The organism is Flavobacterium psychrolimnae (genome assembly GCF_003312425.1).
GTDB classification, from domain to species: Bacteria; Bacteroidota; Bacteroidia; order Flavobacteriales; family Flavobacteriaceae; genus Flavobacterium; species Flavobacterium psychrolimnae.
Genome location: NZ_QNUX01000001.1, coordinates 197,634 through 214,481, shown reverse-complemented (window position 1 = coordinate 214,481; position 16,848 = coordinate 197,634). Strand labels below are relative to the sequence as shown.

The window sequence follows — 16,848 nt, the reverse complement described above, 5'->3', positions numbered from 1 at the left end:
TTAAAACAAATCCTTGAACTTGGAACAAAATAAAATTTTAATAATTACCTATTATTGGCCACCGGCGGGCGGTCCAGGCGTGCAGCGTTGGCTTAAGTTTGTCAAGTATTTACCAGACTTTGGTGTTCAGCCTATTGTTTATATTCCAGAGAATCCTACGTATCCTATTATTGATGAAAATTTAGTTAAAGAAGTTTCGGATAAAGCAATTATTCTGAAACAGAAAATTTTTGAACCCTATCAATTGGCTTCTTTTCTTTCAAAAAATAAAACTAAAAAAATCAGTTCAGGAATTATTCCAAATCAGAAAAAGCAATCTTTTCTAGATAAGGCGTTTCTTTGGATTCGCGGGAATCTCTTTATTCCTGATGCGCGCGTTTTTTGGGTAAAACCATCGGTTGCTTATTTGGAGAAATATATTCTAGACAATGATATCGATACTATCATAACTTCCGGACCACCGCACAGTCTGCATTTGATTGGATTAGAATTAAAACAAAAATTAGATTTAAAATGGTTTGCTGATTTCAGAGATCCGTGGACTACTATTGGCTATCACAAATCATTGCGACTATCCAGTTTCGCTGCCAAAAAACATAAAGCTCTGGAACATCAGGTTTTGAATACAGCCGATACAATTATAGTCACGAGTAAAACTACTAAAACGGAATTTCAAGCGATTACTACTAAACCTATTTCGGTAATAACGAATGGTTATGACACGGAACAGGTCGAAAAACAAACTTTAGATACTAAATTTAGTTTAGCACATATTGGTTCTTTTCTTTCCGAAAGAAATCCTTCGATTTTATGGGAAAGTTTAATTGAGCTGGCAAATGAGATTCCAGATTTCAAAACACATTTAGAAATTAAACTAATCGGAGCTGTCAGTCAGGAAGTATTAGAAACGATTACTCAATTTGGTTTAAAACCGTATTTGAATAATTTGGGTTATGTTTCGCATGTAGAAGCGATTGCACACCAGCGAAAATCACAGGTTTTGTTGCTTATCGAAATCAATTCTGAAGATACCAAAAGTATTATTCCAGGGAAATTATTTGAATATATGGTTTCAAACCGACCAATTATTGCTATTGGACCAAAGGATTCTGACTTTGCAGAAATTATTACGAACACCAACACCGGAGTATTTTTTGATTATTCAGAGAAAGTGAAACTTAAAAGTGTAATTTTGGACTTTTATAATCAGTTTTTGGAAGGAAAATTACAATCTAATGGAGTTGGTTTACAAAATTATTCCAGAAGAAACCTAACCAAACAATTGGTTGAATTGCTTGAAAGTTTAAATTAAAAGCGTGGTTTCTTCTTACCTCGCAATGATAAAATAATGGGAATAGTATTAAATCAATCTTTAAAGAATACGATAATTACCTATTTGGGTTTTGGAATTGGGGCCATAAATACGTTGTATTTGTACCCTATTTTTTTGGGCGCTACCTATTATGCTTTAACAAATTATATACTTTCTGTTGCCAATGTTATCATGCCTTTATTTGCCATAGGAATGCAAAATACGTTGGTAAAATTTTATTCGCAATATGAAACGGATGAAGAGCGATCTCGTTTTTTATCTTTTACCGTACTGTTTCCGTTACTTTTATCTATTCCTTTAATTCTGATTGGATATATTTTCTTCGATGATATTTTATTCTTTGTATCAAAGAAAAATCCGGTTGTTAAGGATTTTATTTGGCTGATTCCATTTATCGGATTGTGTATGGCTTATTTCGAAATTTTTTACGCTTGGGCCAGAGTTCACATGCATTCGGTTTTTGGGAATTTTGTCAAAGAAGTTGGATTAAGGTTGTTTTCATTATTAGCGTTGATTGGTGTCTATTATAATTGGATAACGGTTGTAGATTTTGTTTACATTACGGCTGGTATTTATTTTTTGGCACTTATTATTACAATGGGATATGCTTTTTATATCAAAAGACCAAGTTTTCAGTTTGCAATTCCTCATAACGTAAAAGGTTTAATGGAGTATACTTTTTATATTATTTTATCAGGAAGTGTGGCTAATTTGCTTTTGGATGGCGATAAAATAATGCTAAATCAGTATATGGTTATCGAAAATATAGCCTATTATTCAATTGCAACCTTTATTGCTTTGGTCATTTCAGTCCCAAGTCGTGCGATGCATCAAATTGTATATCCAATTACTGCAAAACTGATGCATGATAACAAATTCGATGAGTTGAATGTTTTGTACAAAAAGACTTCAATAAATTTACAAGTTGTTGGTGGCTTTGTGATGTTGGGCATTTTTGTCAATATCAATCAGTTATATGAAATTGTTCCTAAAGAATACAGCGGTGGAATTTTAGTTGTGTTTATGATAGGATTGTCTAAATATTTTGATTTGATATTAGGGAATAATAATGCTATTATTTTTAACACAAAATATTACAGAGCCGTATTATTTCTTGGTGTATTTCTAGTTGTTGTAGCCATTGGACTGAACGCAATATTTATTCCTTTATACGGAATTATGGGATCTGCTTTTGCTACTTTATTATCGATAACTTTATATAGTATAGCCAAGTTACTTTTTGTGGTAAAACGATTGCATTTATATCCATTTACAAAACAAACATTGTATTCTCTGGCAATAACACTGTTGTTGTTTTTGATGTTTTACTTCTGGGAATTTCCTTTTATTCCAATGGTTAATATTGTACTGAAATCAGTTTTAATAACCCTTTTGTACGTTTATATTAATTACAAATTTGTTATTTCTGTCGAAATCAATCAAGCTATTGATGTTGTTTTTAAGAAATTAAAACTTAAGTCTTAGTATTTTTCTTTGATACATAAAGAAAATAACTCATTCATTTTCTTTTCTTTAGGAAAAGTCTTTTTATTTAAATATTTGAAATATCACTAAAAGTGGGTATTGTGGAATTTTAATTTTGCTATTATTTTTGTAAAAGTTATTTAAAAGTATAACAACAAAAAATAGACAAATCGTAATGAAAAATAGTTCTTCCCCAAAAAATACAAATGATGCTGATCTAATTAAATTTACATCTATTCTAAATGATAAAACAAATAATGGATTTGTAGTTTTAGAACGAAATGATAAATTGCCTTATGCGGTATTATTAAAAAAGAAAAAGAAGGTAGACCATGTTTTTAATTTTTGCATCTTTTGTGCTACTCTTGGACTTTGGTCAATAGCCTGGATATATATTACACAAGTTTCATCAAAAGCTAAAAAAATACTTATAGCAATTGATGAAGACGGAAATCCATTTGAAGAGAAATGTTATATGGGGTAATGTTTATAATTTATCCTTCAAATATTTTCCTGTAACAGATTCTTTCATTTTTACAACTTGTTCTGGAGTTCCTACCGCGAGTAATTTTCCTCCATTTTCTCCTCCTTCAGGTCCTAAATCAATAATCCAATCCGCGCATTTTATCAAATCAAGGTTGTGTTCGATAACAATAATCGAATGTCCTTTGTCTATCAATGCATCAAAGGAAGCCAGTAGTTTCTTGATATCATGAAAATGCAATCCGGTTGTAGGTTCGTCAAAAACGAATAAAGCTTTGTCTTTGGTTGCTCCTTTCACTAGAAATGAAGCTAGTTTTATACGCTGCGCTTCTCCACCAGAAAGTGTAGAAGAGGATTGTCCCAACTGAACATAACCCAATCCCACATCTTGCAACGGCTGTAATTTCTGAGTGATTTTAGTTTGTTTATTATCTATAAAAAAGGCAATAGCATCATCAATAGTCATCGTTAGAATATCGTGAATGTTTTTGCCTTCAAAAGCTACTTCTAGTACTTCTTTCTTAAATCGTTTCCCGTTGCAGGTTTCACAAGGCAGTTGGACATCGGCCATGAAAACCATTTCCACGTTTATAGATCCTTCTCCTTTGCAGGTTTCGCATCTTCCACCATCAACATTAAAAGAGAAATGTTTGGCTTGATACCCTCTTATTTTTGATAATTTTTCCTTGGCATACAATTCCCGAATATCATCGTAGGCCTTGATGTAGGTCACAGGATTAGAACGGGAACTTCTTCCTATTGGGTTTTGATCTACATATTCTATATGTTTAATTTGCGAAAACGAACCGGTCATTTCAGTAAACTGTCCTGCTTTTTCGCCTACATTTTCTAGCTTTTTCTGCATGGCCGGAAAAAGAATTTTCTTTACCAAAGTACTTTTTCCGCTTCCAGAAACTCCGGTAATTACCGTTAATACATCCAATGGAAAAGTAACATCAATATTTTGAAGATTATTTTCTCTGGCTCCTTTTATTTCTATAAAATTTTTAAATAATCTTCGTTTTTTAGGCACGGTAATTTCTAAATCTCCATTCAAATATTTTGCGGTAAGTGAAGTTGATTTTAATATTTCATTATAAGTGCCTTGGGCGACTAAATGACCTCCTAGAGTTCCAGCTTCCGGACCAATATCTATAATCATATCAGCGGCTTTCATTATATCTTCATCGTGTTCTACTACAATTACCGTGTTTCCTAAATCACGTAAAGAAAGCAGAACTTTTATCAAGCGCTCTGTGTCTTTTGGGTGTAAACCAATACTTGGCTCATCCAAAATATACATAGAACCCACTAAACTACTTCCAAGCGAAGTCGCTAAATTGATACGCTGCGATTCTCCTCCCGAAAGCGTTGCTGAATTCCTGTTTAATGTCAGATAATCTAGTCCTACTTCAGTTAAAAAGGACAAACGGTTGTTGATTTCCACTAATAAGCGTTTCGCAATTTGTTTTTCATAAACATCTAAATCAATGTTTTTGAAAAAGGTAACCAAATGTTTGATAGGCAAATCAACTAAATCGGAGACTGTTTTTTCATTGATTTTCACGTAGGAAGCTTCAACTCTTAAACGTTTTCCTTTGCAGGAATGACATTTGGTTTTGCCTCTGTAACGCGAAAGCATGACTCTGTTTTGTATTTTGTAATTCTTTTCCTCTAGCTCTTTGAAAAAGTCATTTAAACCCTGAAAATAGCTATTTCCATTCCAAATCAATTCTTTTTGGTCTTCGGATAATTGGTAGTATGGTTTGTGTATTGGAAAATCAAATTTGTACGCCTTGTTGACCAATTCATCTTTGTACCAACTCATGCTTTCGCCTCTCCAAGGGAATATTGCGTTTTCAAAAACGGATAAAGTGGTATTTGGCACGACTAATTCGGCATCAATTCCTATAATATTTCCATAGCCTTCGCAAACAGGACACGCTCCATAAGGATTGTTAAAACTGAATAAATGAACGTTGGGTTCCAGAAATGTAATGCCGTCTAATTCAAAATTATTAGAATAGGAATACTTTTTATCGGAGTTTAATTCTTGTAAATGGCAAATTCCTTTTCCTTCAAAGAAAGCAGTTTGCACTGCATCAGCCAATCTATTATAAAATTCTTCTTCGCCTGAAGTGTCGTGATTAATGACAATTCGGTCAATGATTAAGAAAATTTCTTTTTTATCTAATGAATCTGGTAAATCGTCCAAACGGACCATTTCATTATTTACTAATATTCGGGCAAATCCTTGTTGCAAAAGGACTTTTAGTTTGTCTTCCAATTTTCGTCCTTCTTCCAAATGAATCGGCGCAAGCAGCAACCATTTACTGTCTAATTCAAACGTTTTTACATCGGAAACCACATCAGTAACCGTGTTTTTTTTGACTTCACGACCTGAAATAGGGGAATACGTTCTTCCGATTCTGGCGAAAAGCAATTTAACATAATCGTATATTTCTGTTGAGGTTCCTACCGTAGAACGTGCATTTGTAGTATTCACCTTTTGTTCGATTGCAATCGCAGGAGCAATTCCTTTGATGTATTCTACTTTTGGTTTGTCCAATCGTCCAAGAAATTGTCTTGCATAAGAAGACAAACTTTCTACATAACGACGTTGCCCTTCGGCATATAAAGTATCAAAAGCCAAACTTGATTTTCCAGAACCCGAAAGTCCTGTTATAACCACTAATTTATTTCGGGGAATGGCTACATCTACATTTTTTAAGTTATGTACTTGTGCGCCTTTTATGATGATATTTTTCTTTGGATCTAATTTCGAAAGGTCAACTTGCATAAAAATGATAATTTTTACAAAAGTAATCAATTTTCGACAGAGAAAAGGGATTGAACAACTCACAAATAATGTTTAAAAGGCCGTCTGAAATCTCTTTTTCCTTCTTGTATGGTTTTTATGTTTTCTATCCCGTAAATAAATACTAATTTTAGGTTTATTTTTGAAAAAAAATTAACAACAAGACCCTTTGAAAACAAAACTTTACTTCATTCTTTTTTTATTTTCTTTTTGTGCGTTTTCGCAAGAGTTACCGCCAATTGTAAAATATACGTCAACTACCTATGGTGCGGGAAACCAAAACTGGATGATTGCGCAAGATCAAAATCATTATGTTTTTTTTGCTAATAATGAAGGTTTATTAGAGTTCAATGGATCTAATTGGGAGTTATATCCATCGCCAAATGAAACGATTGTTCGTTCCGTGAAAGTAATTGGGAATAAAATTTTCACGGGTTGTTATATGGAATTTGGTTTTTGGACCCGACAAGCAAATGGGAAATTAAAATACACTTCTCTAAGTAAAACATTAAAAAATAAGATTCTTGATGATGAACAATTTTGGAACATATTAAATTATGATCAATGGGTAATTTTTCAATCCTTGAACAGAATTTATATTTACGATACTAAAACAGGTGGTTTCAAAATTATTACTCCCAAAAATAATATTACCAAATCATTTCGAACAAAAAACGCCATTTACTTTCAAACAATCAATGAAGGACTTTTTGAAATAGAAAGCGGAAAAGCACGGTTAGTTTCTAATAATCCAATTTTGCAAAGCAATAAAATTGTCAATGTTTTTGCTATTGATGAAGGGCTTTTGATTCAAACACAGCAGAATGGATTTTATAAACTCATAGGAACTTCATTAACTAAATTTTCTACTGATGTTGACTCGGAATTGGCAGCCAGTAGCGTGTATAGCAGTCAATTGCTTTCGGACGGGAGTTTTGCTTTGGGAACCGTTTCTAATGGTATATTTATTTTAAACAATAGCGGAAAAATTAAATATCACATCACTCAAAACAAAGGATTGACTAATAATACTGCGCTTTCTTTATATGAAGATGCTGATAAAAATCTTTGGGTAGGATTAGACAACGGAATCAATTGCATTAATCTGCAATCTCCAATACAAAATTTTGTTGATGACACGGGAATTCTGGGAACGGTTTACACTTCAAAACTGTACAATGGAACTTTGTATGTAGGAACGAATCAAGGTCTATTTTATAAAAGTTATAAGAGTAAAGATGACTTCAAATTTGTAAATGGAACTAAAGGACAGGTTTGGTCATTGTTTGAACACGATGGGACGCTTTTTTGCGGTCATGATTCGGGGACATTTGTGATTGAAAATGCTGTGGCGAAAAATATATTTTCAGCATCAGGAACTTGGAAGTTTGAAACGGTACCCAATCAAAAAGGACTTTTGCTTCAAGGGAATTACTATGGAATTTCAGTTTTGGCAAAAATTAATAATCAATGGGCTTTTAGAAATAAAATTGCCGGATTTGATTATTCTGCTAAATATTTTGAAATCACAAATGACTTAAATGTGTTTGTAAGTCATGAATACAAAGGAGTTTACAGACTGGAATTAGACAGTAAATTGTTGAAAACGAAACCTTTTGTTACCTATAAAACCCCCACAAAGGGAAAAAATGCCAGTTTAACAAAGTTCAATAACATCATCTATTATGCAAATAAAGAAGGTATTTTTAAATTTAATGAAAAGACAAAACAATTCAGTAAAGATGCATTATTAAGTGCTGTTTTTGAAAAAGATGAATATACTTCTGGAAAATTAATTGTGGATAATTCTAACAAGATATGGTTGTTTTCAAAAAATTACATCCATTATTTTTCATTGAGTAAATTGAGTAATCAACTAAAACAAAATGTGATTCCTATTCCAGCTTCGTTAACAAATTCGATGTTGGGCTATGAAAATATTACCCAAATTTCTAATTCTAATTATTTGATTGGAACGACTGACGGATATTATATTTTAAATCTTAACGAGTTGAGTTTTAAAAACCATAACGTCTCTATTTCCGCAATTACTACAAATAAGCTGAATGAAAGCACTGAAAATCGTTCGATTCAGGGAGAAGGCAGTTTTAATTATGATGAAAATAACATTACTATAAATTACACGGTTCCTGAATTTAATAAATACATTAATGCTGAATTTCAATATTTATTAGAAGGATTTCAAGACGATTGGAGTGAATGGAGTGCGAAATCAACGGTAAATTTTAAAAACCTTCCTCCCGGTGAATATACTTTTAAGGTCAGAACTAAATTTGCTAATTCTACTCTGGAAGATATAGCGGTATATTCTTTCACTGTTGAAAAACCTTGGTATTTAACCCATATTGCACTGTTAGTATATTTATTTTTTATGATTGTAATGGCTCGATTTATCCATAAGGCATATAAAAATTACTATCAAAAACAAAAGGAAAAACTGATAGAAGAGAATAATCTTTTATTGGAAATTAAAGAATTGGAGAACGAGCAGGAATTGATGCGCATCAAAAACGAACAACTTTCGCAAGATGTAGATACCAAAAATAGAGAGTTGGCTGTTTCAACGATGAGTTTGAATAGTAAAAATGAGTTATTGGCGTTCATTAAAGATGATTTAAAGAAAACACCAGATGATGGGAACAGAAGCATAAAATCTGTCATTTCTACAATTAACAAGAACATTACAGAAGGCGATAGTTGGAGTGTTTTTAAGGAAGCTTTTGACAACGCAGATAAAGACTTTTTGAAAAAGATGAAAGTGGCTCACCCAGCCTTAACACCAAATGATTTGAGATTATGTGCCTACTTGAGATTGAATCTTTCTTCGAAAGAAGTAGCGCCTTTGTTAAATATTTCAGTACGAAGTGTCGAAATAAAAAGATATCGTTTGCGTAAAAAAATGGAATTAGCGCATGAACAAGGGCTTGTTGAGTACATATTAGCTGTATAGTTTTCTTCAATTCCCTCAAATAGAACTATACATTACCACAACATTAACGTTATTGTTGTGGTTTTTTTGTTTTGTAGAAAAAACGGTTATCACAATTTCTTCTTAATTTTCAATGCTTTTTTAAGTATTGTAAATTAAATAGTGAATTTTTTGCATTGTATGTTTTTTGTTGAGGTTCTTTTTGATTTATTATTAGTGTTTCCGATTAATTTTATAATATCATAAAAAGCCAAAAAATGAAGAAACCAATTTACATTAGTACTTACTTATTATTGAAGACAAGTTCTTGTCTTTATAAACCAATATTGATAAATAGAAATTAGTCCAAATAGTTAAGAGTTTTTGCAATTCGGATTAATATAAAAATGTAAGCAAGAAACTATAAGTGAAAAATGATTTATACTTTATTTGCTCATTACACTAAAATAAATATCGTTCAATAATTTTTGAAAGAATCAAATTAAATTTATTAAAATATGAAAATCAATATTCTAAGATTACTATTTTTCTTAATAACAACAACTGTTATTGCGCAGTCTAATAACGTTTCGGTCGTTTCTAACGAGAAGGGAATGAAATTAGTTGTTGATGGAAAAGATTTTATGATCAACGGTATGAACTGGGATTATTATCCTATTGGGACTAATTTTTCCTATAGTCTATGGAAACAACCAGATGATGTTATTAAAGCTGCTCTTGACTCTGAAATGGGTTTATTGAAAAACATGGGAGTTAATGTAATTCGTCAATACACGGGTGTCCAACCAAAATGGATTCAATATATTTATGAAAAATATGGTATTTATACTATGCTTAACCATTCTTTTGGACGTTACGGACTAACTTTAAATGGAAATTGGGTGCCTAATACCGAATATTCTGATTCTCGAACTCGTAAATTACTTTTGAAAGAAACAAAAGATATGGTTCAAGAATATAAAAATACTCCAGGACTTTTATTATTCTTATTAGGAAATGAAAATAACTATGGTCTTTTTTGGGATGGTGCTGAAACGGAAAACATTCCGTTAGAAGATCGAAAATCTACTGTAAGAGCACATTCATTATATAAGCTTTTCAATGAAGCTGTTTTAGAAATGAAACAAATTGATGCCTCACATCCTATAGCGATTTGTAATGGAGACTTATTGTTTTTAGACATCATTAAAACGGAATGTCCGGACATTGACATTTTAGGTACTAATATGTATCGTGGTGTTTCTTTTGGTGATGCTTTTGCAAAAGTTAAAAATGAAATAAATAAGCCTATTTTATTTACAGAATTTGGAGCTGATGCATTTAATACCATTAATAATAGTGAGGATCAAAAGTCTCAGGCATATTACATGGTGGGAAACTGGAAAGAAATTTATGAAAATGCAGCAGGAATTGGTAAAGCGGGAAATTCACTTGGAGGTTTTACGTTTCAATTTAGTGATGGTTGGTGGAAATATGGTCAAACTAAAAATCTAGACATCCATGATAATAATGCCTCTTGGTCGAATGGAGGATACTCATTGGATTTAGAAGGTACTAATAATAATATGAATGAAGAGTGGTTTGGTATTTGTGCCAAAGGACCAACAAATGAACGTGGCTTATATGATCTTTATCCACGTGCAGCTTATTATGCATTGAAGCAAGCACATAATGTAAATCCATACGCTTCAGGCGAAAATCTTGAGAGCATACAAAATTCTTTTGCAAATATTCAGTTAATGGATGCTGTTTTAAAAGCTCGTGGAGATAAAGCTGCGCTATTGGGTGGTGGTAGCGAAAAAATTCGTATTAGTAACATGAGAGCTGAGTTTACTACATTTAATACAGGTGGAAGTTTAATTACAACTCCGAAAACTGCAGATCCTGAATCAACTGTATATCCTAAAAAGCTTGGATTTGACCACATGCAATCCTTTTTTGTAGGAGTTGAAGGTAATCCTTCCTCAAACATGCGTGCCAATGTCAATTTCAGCATACTTGGTAATGTTGCTGAAAATCCAATTGATGAAGTTTTTTATGAAAACCGTGGTCGTAGTAGAACTGTATTAACTGATAACGGTCCTCTTTTATTAGATGATATAAATAGAGTTAAAGTCTACAATGCAAGTTACACTTGGGATGCTAAAGATTTTGAATTAAGAGGTTTCTACAGGACAGGCCATTATCATTGGGGTTACGAAGGCGATTTTTTCGGATTGTATCCTGAGGCAAATTATGGAGCAAATTTAGATATTTATAATGGAGAAACTTCTGGTTTTGAAATTGATGGTAAAAGAGCATTAAAAGGTTTTAAAGCTGCTTTCGGACCACAATTATGGTGGGGTGCAAATCCAGCAGTTTTATTGAAATACGCTACAAAACTTGGTATGTTTGATCTTGCGGGTATTTATCATGAAGATATTGCTGATGCTCCGGAAGCTGTTTCATCAATTGCGGTTCCACTACCTAAAACAAGAAGACTTTCTATTTATTCAAAAACTAAATTTGGAGATTTAGGTGTTGAGCTCGGTGCTATTTGGGGTGGACAACCTCTAAATGGTAGAAGATTTCAATTTACTGAAGGACAACCAGGAAATTATGTAATTTATACTGATGAAGTTAAATCAACTGATAATTGGGGAGGAAAAGCTAAATTAACGTATTCCAAAGGTTCATTCAATTGGTACGGACAAGCTGCAGCTATGGGCTTAGTCGCTAATGGTGGTGCTGATTATACCAGAACATTTACCGGCTGGAGATTAAAAGACAGTGGAAGTGGAAACCAAGTAAATGTTCTTTCCGGATTTACTTATACCACTGGAAATTTCCAAATTGCTCCAAACTTTTTGTGGCAAAAACCAATTGTGGCGGCTATGCCAAATGATGTGCAAGCGCCAGGAAGATTACGAAATATTCAAGATGATCCATTTGCTGTAAGAGGAAATAGAGAAACAGTGGGAGGAGAATTATTGCTGACTTATGATCCAACACCTGCGACTTGGATGTATGAATGGGATAATGACATGACTGAGGACGCTAAGTTTGCAGTAAGTACCGGATTTGTATTTCGTCATTTACCAACTACTCAAGATGCTGCTGTTGGAATTCTTGCTGATGGGCGACAAACGTTTGCTTTTCCTACTTCTGCTCCTGCACATGACTTATGGGAATCAAATACACGTATAGTTTCTAAGTTAACTCCGGATTTTGGATTAATAGGTAATATTTACTTTGGAAATGCCCAAGCAAATGGTGGTGATGCTAGATTAGTGGAGCGTCTGGGAGGTGACATACGAGTTATCTATAATAAATCGAAATTAGTAAGTTCTATAAAACTTAATGATTGGGGACCATTTGATTATCATCGAGATTTTAACTTGACGTATCCTTTGCAGTTGATGCTAGATTTATCTACTTCATTAGGAAAGCCTAATTGGTTTATATTACCTGACACTAAAATTGGTATTCGTGGAACGTGGCGTACACTTGATCAATATTCTCCACGCTACCTTCCAAATGTTGCTGATGAATTTGCCACTTCACCGATAATAAGTCCAGTAGGATTCCCTAACGGAAATGAATGGGAAATTAGAACATACATACATATTAATATTGGAAAATAATAAAAATAAAATATGAAAAAGAGTAACTATAGAGATTCAAAAATCATATTCCTACTGGGATTGATACTCATTGTAACAGTTGGATGCGAAAGAGAGCTTTCCGATGATGTTGAGTTTGCAACGTTTCCTAAAACAGCTGAAGTTTTTATCGATGGTTTTAGTGGAGGTCTAAATTATTTCCCCTTTAGTGGTTCAAAAGCAAATGCATTTACAGTAGACCAAGAGGTAAAATATAAAGGTACGGCATCAATGCGATTTGACGTTCCTACTGTAGGTGATCCTAATGGTGCCTTTGCAGGGGCAATTTTCCCGGATGCTACGGGACGTGATTTATCGGATTATGATGCATTGACTTTTTGGATTAAATCCACACAAGCAGCAACTTTAAATGAAGTGGGTCTTGGGAACGATTTTGGGGAGAATAAATATTTAGTCACAATGACTAATGTTCCTTTATCTACAAATTGGACTAAAGTTATAATTCCTATACCTGATGCTACTAAATTGACTCTTGAAAAGGGAATGTTTTGGTATGCTGAAGGAGCTGAGAATGGTAATGGATATACTTTTTGGATTGATGAATTGAAATATGAAAAATTAGGGACTGTTGCACAACCAAAACCTGCTATTTTTAATGGTGTTGATAAAAAGGAAAATAGTTTCATTGGTTCAAATGTTACAATTGATGGTCTGACTCAAACTTATAATTTGGCTTCGGGTATAAATCAAACTGTTTTGGCAGCACCTTCTTACTTTAAATTTAGTTCCTCAAATATTGAGGTTGCAAGAGTTAGTGAGTTAGGAATCGTTACAATTGTTGGATTTGGTACAGCCAAAATAACCGCTGCTGTAGCAGGTGTTAAAGCGTCAGGTTCCTTGACAATTGAAGCTTCTGGTAGTTTTGGTTCTGCACCTGTGCCAACTCAAGCAGCAGCTAATGTAATATCGTTGTTTAGCAATGCTTATACAAATGTACCAGTTGATTTTTTTAATGGATTTTATGATGGTTCAACAACTAAAACGTCTGATATAAAAGTTGGTTTTGATAATTTTAAATACTATTCGGATTTAAATTATGTGGGTATTGAGTTCAAAAATCCTGCAATAAATGCGACAACAATGGGTTTTCTTCATTTAGATATTTGGACCGCAGATACAACAAATACACCTTTTGTAGTCAAAATAAGAGATAGAGGCGCTAATGGTGTAATTGATACCAATGTTTTTACAGGGGGACCAACAGTAGATGATAAAGAAATATCATATACAGTTCCAGCAAATCAAATAACTCCTGGACAATGGATTTCAATAAACATTCCGTTAACTGGTGATATTGCTTCGCAAAAGGGAAATTTAGCACAAATTGTTTTTGTAGGAGATATTAATTTTTTACTTGATAATCTATATTTCTATAAATAATTTATTGGTTTTAATAAATAATAAAAACACTTAAGATGAATAAAATAAATCAATTTAAAATAAGAGCACGACAATTATCCATAATACCTTTTTATGTAGTTTTTTCCTTTTTTGTATTTTCTAGTTGTTCAACTGATGAGAAGCAAACAGTAGCGACATTTAATAATTTGGTAATGTCGGATGAGTTTGATGTTAATGGTAAACCAAATAGCGAAATTTGGAATTATAATATTGGAACTGGAAATAATGGTTGGGGAAATGGAGAGTTGCAATACTACACAGATCGCACTGAAAATGTAACGGTACAAAATGGTGTACTGCTTATCACTGCAAGAAAAGAATCTTTTAATGGTTCTTCCTATACTTCTGCAAGATTGTTGACTAAAGGTAAATTTGAACAAGCTTACGGTCGATATGAAGCGCGTATACGAGTGCCTTATGGGCAAGGGATCTGGCCTGCTTTTTGGTTATTAGGGGCTAATTCCGATACTGTTGTTTGGCCACAATGTGGGGAAATAGATATTATGGAATATCGTGGACAAAATCCTACAACAATTTTAGGAACAGTTCATGGTCCAGGTTATTCAGGTGGGAATTCAATATCAAAAAGTTATAATCTTTTAAATGATCGTTTTGATACTGGTTTTCATGTCTATGGCATAGAGTGGGGACCTGAATATATTAACTTCTATGTAGATGATGTGTTATACAATCAAATTACACCTAGTGATGTGACAGGAGAATGGGTGTTTGACAAACCTTTTTACATTATAATTAATTTGGCTGTAGGAGGCTCTTTTGTTGGTTCTCCTAATAGCGAAACGGTCTTTCCACAAACTATGTTAGTAGATTACGTAAGAGTTTATAAAAAATAATACCAATTAACCCAAAATATAATAATTATGAAATACTTAATCAATAGCGCTAAGCAAATTGCAATTTTGATCTTAACGATATGTTTATTTGGATGTACAAATGATGATTCTAAATATCCTAAAGTGGTTGCTGGATTTACTTATACAGTAAATCCAGCAACAGGAACAGTTACATTTATAAATATCTCAGAGAATTCTAAAAACTACGAATGGGATTTTGGAGATGGTGAGACTTCTACTGAAATAAATCCGATAAAGTCGTATGCTGCCGGTACGTATACTATCGTTTTAATAGCAAATAATGTAGCAGGTGGTTCGGATACGTTTGAGGACGAAATTACCATAACAATTCCTACTACTCCTTGTACTACTGAAGCACTAGAATCGATAAATGCCGCAACTTTAAATATGACATTTAAAACAGAACCTGCAGCAGGAACTATTGTAAATGACGGGGCTGATTTTGCATGGGTGTCAAACCCTAGTTTTGATAATGCATTAAATAGTTCATGTAAAGTGGGTAAAATCACAAAATTAGGAAACAATCCTTGGGATAACACACAAATTAATTTAAATGCCAAATTAGATTTCAATACCAATGGAGGATTGAAAATGAAAGTTTACTCGGCAAAACCTGGTTTTAAAGTTAGAATCAAATTAGAAGAAATTGGTAATCCAAATAATAACACAGAATTAGAAGTACCTACAACAAAAACAAGTGAGTGGGAAGAATTAACGTTTCCTTTTGCAGCTTCTCAAACCAATAAGTTTAATAAAATTGTTCTTTTCTTTGATTTGAATGCAAATAATAAAGATACTTACTATTTCGATGATCTTAAAGTATATGCAGGAACTGGTGGTGGAGTTACTCCTGGCGCATTTGATGATGGTTTATTAACTAATGGTAATTTTGAAAGCGGTAGCAGCTCTTGGATTATTGGAGTTGGTACTGATCCTGCTCCAGTTAAAACTGTAAACGGTGATACTTTTTATTCGGTAAATGTTACAGCGGCTGGAAATTCTTATGATGTAAATGTAAGCCAGAAATTAGCGATAGTACAAGGCGCAACATACACTTTGAGTTTTGATGCATGGTCAGATAGAGCAAGATCTATAATAGCAGGAATAGGATTGAGTGGAGGAGATTTTTCTAATACGGTTCAGACAGTAAACATTACTACAACTCGCACGAAATACACAATTACTGTAACAGCTAGTAACTTTGGCGCAAGCGATGCACGTGTATTGTTTGATTTAGGTGCAGCAATTGGCGAAGTAAATATTGATAATGTATCCCTATTTTTACAAGGTTCAGGAGGAGGTACTGGTGGTTCAGGAACGACTACCGGATTAGCACAAAATAGTGATTTTGAAACAGGAGCGCTTTCTGGATGGATTGTTTTTCAAAATGGAGGTACTGCTGCTTTAGATAATACAACAAGTAATAATGGTGGTACTTGGTCAGGTAAATTAGTGACAAATGGTCCAAGTAATCCAGCCTTTAAACAAGAAGCTGTTGGTGCAGGAACAGTAAAATCTGGGGATAAAATCACAGTTAAGTTTGATGTTAAAGGTTCTGTTGTACAACCAGGTGCTGTATTTAATGTTCTGCTTTTTGGTGAAGGTGCTGCAGGAGCATCGTTTACACATGTTTTTAATCCAGCTCCAACTTTAACTTCAACATGGACAACATTTACGGGTACATATACAATACCTTCAAACGCTGATGTATCTAAAGGATTGTCGTTCTTAATTGAAGCAGTTTGTGGTGGAGATGCAGGTTGTAAGGTAACTGCTAATATCGATAACGTTTCTGTGACTATTAATTAAATATAAGTTTTTTAAATAGTTAAAGTGTACGT

General features: G+C 33.2%; 9 protein-coding genes. 8 read left to right on the top strand and 1 reads right to left on the bottom strand.

Going from position 1 to position 16,848, the window contains the following annotated elements; all coding sequences use genetic code 11:
- Positions 1–19 precede the first annotated feature (19 nt).
- The 3 genes from DR980_RS00915 (at position 20) to DR980_RS00905 (ending at position 3,302) form a co-directional block, all read left to right on the top strand.
- On the top strand, positions 20–1,312 hold the full coding sequence (locus DR980_RS00915) for a glycosyltransferase family 4 protein (RefSeq protein WP_113633389.1): 1,293 nt from the start codon (positions 20–22) through the stop codon (positions 1,310–1,312).
- A gap of 36 nt (positions 1,313–1,348) precedes the next feature.
- A complete protein-coding gene (locus DR980_RS00910; RefSeq protein WP_113633388.1) occupies positions 1,349–2,818 on the top strand; it encodes a lipopolysaccharide biosynthesis protein in 1,470 nt (489 codons plus the stop codon).
- Positions 2,819–2,993: 175 nt separating this feature from the next.
- The gene (locus DR980_RS00905) at positions 2,994–3,302 is read left to right on the top strand and encodes a hypothetical protein (protein ID WP_113633387.1); all 309 of its coding nucleotides are present in this window, start codon (positions 2,994–2,996) and stop codon (positions 3,300–3,302) included.
- Positions 3,303–3,305: 3 nt separating this feature from the next.
- Here the strand turns inward: DR980_RS00905 and uvrA are convergent, their stop codons facing one another.
- A complete protein-coding gene (gene uvrA / locus DR980_RS00900; protein ID WP_113633386.1) occupies positions 3,306–6,101 on the bottom strand; it encodes an excinuclease ABC subunit UvrA in 2,796 nt (931 codons plus the stop codon).
- A gap of 187 nt (positions 6,102–6,288) precedes the next feature.
- Between uvrA and DR980_RS00895 the strand changes: the two genes are divergently transcribed.
- The 5 genes from DR980_RS00895 to DR980_RS00875 all read left to right on the top strand — a co-directional run bounded on the left by DR980_RS00895 (position 6,289) and on the right by DR980_RS00875 (position 16,816).
- The gene (locus DR980_RS00895) at positions 6,289–9,090 is read left to right on the top strand and encodes a triple tyrosine motif-containing protein (protein WP_113633385.1); all 2,802 of its coding nucleotides are present in this window, start codon (positions 6,289–6,291) and stop codon (positions 9,088–9,090) included.
- Positions 9,091–9,566: 476 nt separating this feature from the next.
- Positions 9,567–12,692, top strand: a complete 3,126-nt coding sequence (locus tag DR980_RS00890) for a glycoside hydrolase family 2 TIM barrel-domain containing protein (protein WP_113633384.1) — start codon at positions 9,567–9,569, stop codon at positions 12,690–12,692.
- A gap of 12 nt (positions 12,693–12,704) precedes the next feature.
- A complete protein-coding gene (locus tag DR980_RS00885) occupies positions 12,705–14,111 on the top strand; it encodes a CIA30 family protein (RefSeq protein ID WP_113633383.1) in 1,407 nt (468 codons plus the stop codon).
- Positions 14,112–14,146: 35 nt separating this feature from the next.
- Positions 14,147–14,986, top strand: coding sequence for a glycoside hydrolase family 16 protein (locus DR980_RS00880; RefSeq protein WP_113633382.1), 840 nt, complete (start codon positions 14,147–14,149; stop codon positions 14,984–14,986).
- Positions 14,987–15,013: 27 nt separating this feature from the next.
- On the top strand, positions 15,014–16,816 hold the full coding sequence (locus DR980_RS00875) for a carbohydrate binding domain-containing protein (protein ID WP_113633381.1): 1,803 nt from the start codon (positions 15,014–15,016) through the stop codon (positions 16,814–16,816).
- Positions 16,817–16,848: the final 32 nt, after the last annotated feature.